This is a genomic window from Schnuerera sp. (assembly GCF_035459645.1).
In the GTDB taxonomy this organism is placed as follows: Bacteria; Bacillota; Clostridia; order Tissierellales; family Tepidimicrobiaceae; genus Schnuerera.
In genome coordinates this window covers 1-4207 of sequence record NZ_DATHXO010000207.1, presented here as the reverse complement: position 1 = coordinate 4207, position 4207 = coordinate 1, and the positions used below count along the sequence as shown (strand labels likewise).

4 protein-coding genes are annotated in these 4207 nt (G+C 29.2%); 3 read left to right on the top strand and 1 reads right to left on the bottom strand.

The features are described 5' to 3' along the window. Positions 1-102: 102 nt before the first annotated feature. The gene (locus VK998_RS04910) at positions 103-759 is read right to left on the bottom strand and encodes a class A sortase (RefSeq protein ID WP_325226170.1); all 657 of its coding nucleotides are present in this window, start codon (positions 757-759) and stop codon (positions 103-105) included. A gap of 156 nt (positions 760-915) precedes the next feature. Between VK998_RS04910 and VK998_RS04905 the strand changes: the two genes are divergently transcribed. The 3 genes from VK998_RS04905 (at position 916) to VK998_RS04895 (ending at position 4172) form a co-directional block, all read left to right on the top strand. Continuing rightward, positions 916-2205, top strand: coding sequence for an amidohydrolase (locus VK998_RS04905; protein WP_325226168.1), 1290 nt, complete (start codon positions 916-918; stop codon positions 2203-2205). An 80-nt stretch (positions 2206-2285) separates the two neighbouring features. Then, positions 2286-2888 carry a hypothetical protein gene (locus VK998_RS04900; RefSeq protein WP_325226165.1) on the top strand — a complete coding sequence of 201 codons (603 nt, stop codon included), beginning with the start codon at positions 2286-2288 and terminating at the stop codon, positions 2886-2888. A 12-nt stretch (positions 2889-2900) separates the two neighbouring features. Then, on the top strand, positions 2901-4172 hold the full coding sequence (locus VK998_RS04895) for an NAD(P)H-hydrate dehydratase (RefSeq protein WP_325226161.1): 1272 nt from the start codon (positions 2901-2903) through the stop codon (positions 4170-4172). Positions 4173-4207 lie beyond the last annotated feature (35 nt).

Genomic DNA, 4207 nt, shown 5'->3' with positions numbered 1-4207 from the left:
ACAAAATGCCATTACCATCCTAAGCGTTTTTTCTGACACTCTGGCATTTTTTTGTTATTCTGAATATTTTTATTGTCATTATGAGCCATTAGCGAAGAATCCCTACTCTAAAGGGTACTCATCTACCAACTCCCCTAAGGCAAAAAATCTTTTTCCAGTTTTAGAAGAAAAATAACAGGTCATTAAGGAAATTATTGGTTTACCTTTTTCATCTGCCTTTTCATCGGATAGCATATCCATGGCGGTGTCGGGAACAACTACTGTATCATATATATTGTATTCATAGATTTTTTCACCGTCAGAAATATAAACTGTATTTCCTATTTCAAGATCCATTAAACTTCCAAATAATAAATCCTTATTTTTCATATAATGACCTGCTAAAGTAAAGTTTCCTATTCCAAAAGATTGTTCTGGTTTCATAGTAGCAGCACCTGCCATAAGATTAGCATCAGATAATCCTTTCATTATAGGTAGATTTATGTCTAGATCTGGAATGAGCAAAGTTCCAATTACAAATTTTTTATCAAAATCTATGGAGCCTTTTATGACGGATTTTATATCTACATCTTCTATAGCAGTAAAGTCAAACTCTACTTCTAATTGGTCATTTTGATTATTAGCTTTAATAGTTTCATTGGTAATTTCATCTTCTATAATAGATTTACTATGGTATTTAATTATCTGATCTTTTATAGAAGGAATTAATAGAAATAGTATTCCTATTATAATTAATAAAATAGGTATTATTTTTTTCATAATATGCCTCCAAAGTGTTTATAAATAAATTATACCAAATATATTATGGTATATAAACAAATTGATGAAATTAAAGGTATACCGACTATTTTTTCATAAGAAATTTTAGCTCTTATGATATACTTATTTTAAGAATATATTATAAGGAGTGATTCAATGAGTTTACTTATTAAAAATATCACTGTAGTACCTATGGATGGTAAAGATGAAGTATTAGAAAGCACAAATATTTATATTGAAGATGATAAAATAATAGATATAGGTAATATAAAGGAAGATATAAATGCAACTAGGATTATAGACGGGACAAATAAAGTTGCTATACCTGGTTTAATAAATGCACATACTCATATTGGTATGTCTTTACTTAGAAATTATGCTGATGATTTACCATTACATGAATGGTTAACTCAAAAAATATGGCCAGTAGAGGCAAAACTTACAGGAGAAGATGTCTATTGGGGTTCTCTTTTAAGTATGGTAGAGATGATTCAATCAGGTACTACTGCTTTTTGTGATATGTATTTTTTCATGGATGAAGTAGGAAAAGGGTTAGAACAATCTGGAATGAGAGGAGTGTTGACAAGAGGAATTGTAGAAGAAACAGGAAAAGAAAAAGAAAAGCTAGATGATACAAAAGAGCTTTATAATAATTGGAATGGCAAAGAGAATGGAAGAATTAAAGTGATGGTAGCCCCTCATGCACCTTATACTTGCAGCCCTGATTATTTAGAAGATATAATGGATTTAGCCTATGAGTTGGATACTGGTATTCATATTCATTTATCAGAAACAAAAAAAGAAGTAGAAGACAGTTTTAAAACCTATGGAAAATCTCCTATAAAGCATGTTTATGACTTAGGTTTATTTAAACTTCCTACTATAGCTGCCCATTGTGTTCATGTAGATGAATTGGATATTAAAATATTAAGGGAGAACAATGTAAATCCTGTAAACAATCCAAGTAGCAACCTTAAACTTGCCAGTGGATTTGCTCCAATAGATGAGATGCTAAAGTATGGAATAAATCTGAGTTTAGGAACGGATGGGTCATCAAGCAATAATAATTTAAACATGTTTGAAGAGATTCATTTAGCCTCCATTGTAAATAAGGCAGTTAACATGGACGCTATATCTGTACCAGCTATAACTGTATTGAAGATGGCAACTATTAATGGAGCAAAAGCCTTATTATGGGATAAGGAAATAGGTTCTATAGAAATTGGAAAGAAAGCAGATATAATATTAATTGATATGGACAAACCTCATCTATATCCACGTCACAATATAATTTCATCCTTAACTTATTCAGTTCAAGGGTCAGATGTTGATACGGTAATAGTAGATGGGAATATAATAATGGAAAAAAGAGAAATAAAAACTTTAGATGTTGAAAAGATTATGTACAATGCTGAAAAGGTTGCTAAAGATTTAGTGAATAGATAGAATTAGTTGATAAATTAGCCCTAATACCTTATTTATACTAATGGTTTTTATAGTATAATCTAATTAGAGGGGTGGATATTATGGCATTTAAAAATATAGATTTAGATGAAAATATAGTTTTGAAAAATAAGATACCTATTTTAATAGAAGATGAAAACTGGTTAAAATTATTTGGAGATGTAAGTAATAAAAACATTCAACATATAAAGACAGAATTAATTCAACTTGTAAATACTAAAAAAGAATTAGAAAAAAAAGAAAGAACTCTTCAAAAGGAAAAAACACTTTCTATGAAAATGATTTTAGGTATATCTAATGCAGTAAATAATGAAAAACAAACCCATTCTGTTGATTTATTAGATGAGTATAAAGAAAGGATAGAAAAGATAAATGAAGAATTAAATGAGATAATTTTTGAGTTAGAAACTATTCCTCAAGAGATTAGAGAATTAAATTTTAATTTATTAAAGGCCACAGTTTATTATGGTTACAAAGAACTTAAAACAAAAGAAAAAAAGTTGCAAGAAGTTACTGATGAATTGGAAATTATAAGAGAAAGGATCAAGGTTCTTATTAACGAAAAATACGACTATGAAGAATGGATTAATTTAACCTACTCTTTTTTACACGGTTTATTGGGAAGTGAGGAAATTGAAAAATTGGATGAGCAAATATTTAAATAAAGGAGAATCTTCATGGTTTTATCCAATGGTGTTGATATAGTTAAAATATCTAGAATTGAAAATTTATTAAAAAATAAAAGGGATAAATTCTTAGAAAAAATTTTCACACAGACTGAGAGAGAATATATACAGAATAAAAATTATAACTTACAAACCATATCAGGTATGTTTGCCGCTAAAGAAGCCTTATCTAAATTATTAGGAACAGGGATAGGAAAAGTAGGTTGGAGGGATTTGGAAATTCTTCATGATAATAAGGGTAAACCTTATGTTCAATTATACAATAAAGGATTAAGTATTTCTCAGAAATTAGGAATTAAAAACATTGAATTGTCTATATCCCACGAAAAAGAATATGCTATTGCTTTTGTAATTGGTGAAGGGAAGTCTAATAAAATAGCCACTAAAATTCCTACTTCTATAAAAAAAATTTTACCTAAAAGGGACAAAATATCCCATAAAGGAAACTTTGGTAGAGTAGGAATAATAGCAGGCAGCAAAGGTATGACAGGGGCTGTTTTTTTATCTACTATGGCAGCTTTGAAAAGTGGAAGTGGCCTAGTCTATAGTATAATACCAAATAGTTTAACGGAGATTCTCTCCATAAAAGTAACGGAAGCTATAATAAAACCTGTAGAAGATAAGAATACAGGACATTTTGTTTTGCATTCTTTTAATGAAATAAAGGAAATAATAGAGAATATGAATGTTTTAGCAATTGGACCTGGTATAGGGGTTGACGAAGATAGAATAAAATTAATGGGTAAAATATTATCAATTTATGAGAAACCAATAGTATTAGATGCAGATGGTATAAACTGCATATCCAAAGGGAGTTTAGATATATTATTAAAAAGAAAAGCTGATACTGTAATAACACCTCATCCTGGTGAACTTTCTAAACTTTTAAATATAAGTACAAATACAATTCAAAAAAATAGAGTAGAATATTCTAAACATGTATCGAATAAATATAATGTAATAACAGTACTGAAAGGTGCTAATACTGTAGTAACCAATCCTGAAGGGGATGTATATATAAACTCTACAGGCAATCCAGGAATGGCTACAGCAGGAAGTGGAGATGTTTTAACTGGAGTTATAGCTAGTTTTATTGGACAGGGGATAGATTTATATAAAGCAGCTATACTAGGAGTTTATTGTCATGGATTAGCTGGTGATTTAGCTAAGATGGATAAAGGTGAATATGGAATGATTTCAGGGGATATATTGGCAAATATACCTTATGCCATAAAAACGCTAGAATATAGTCATATAATTTAGAATCTTAATAAAAGGATTCAAAAAATTTCGTAAAA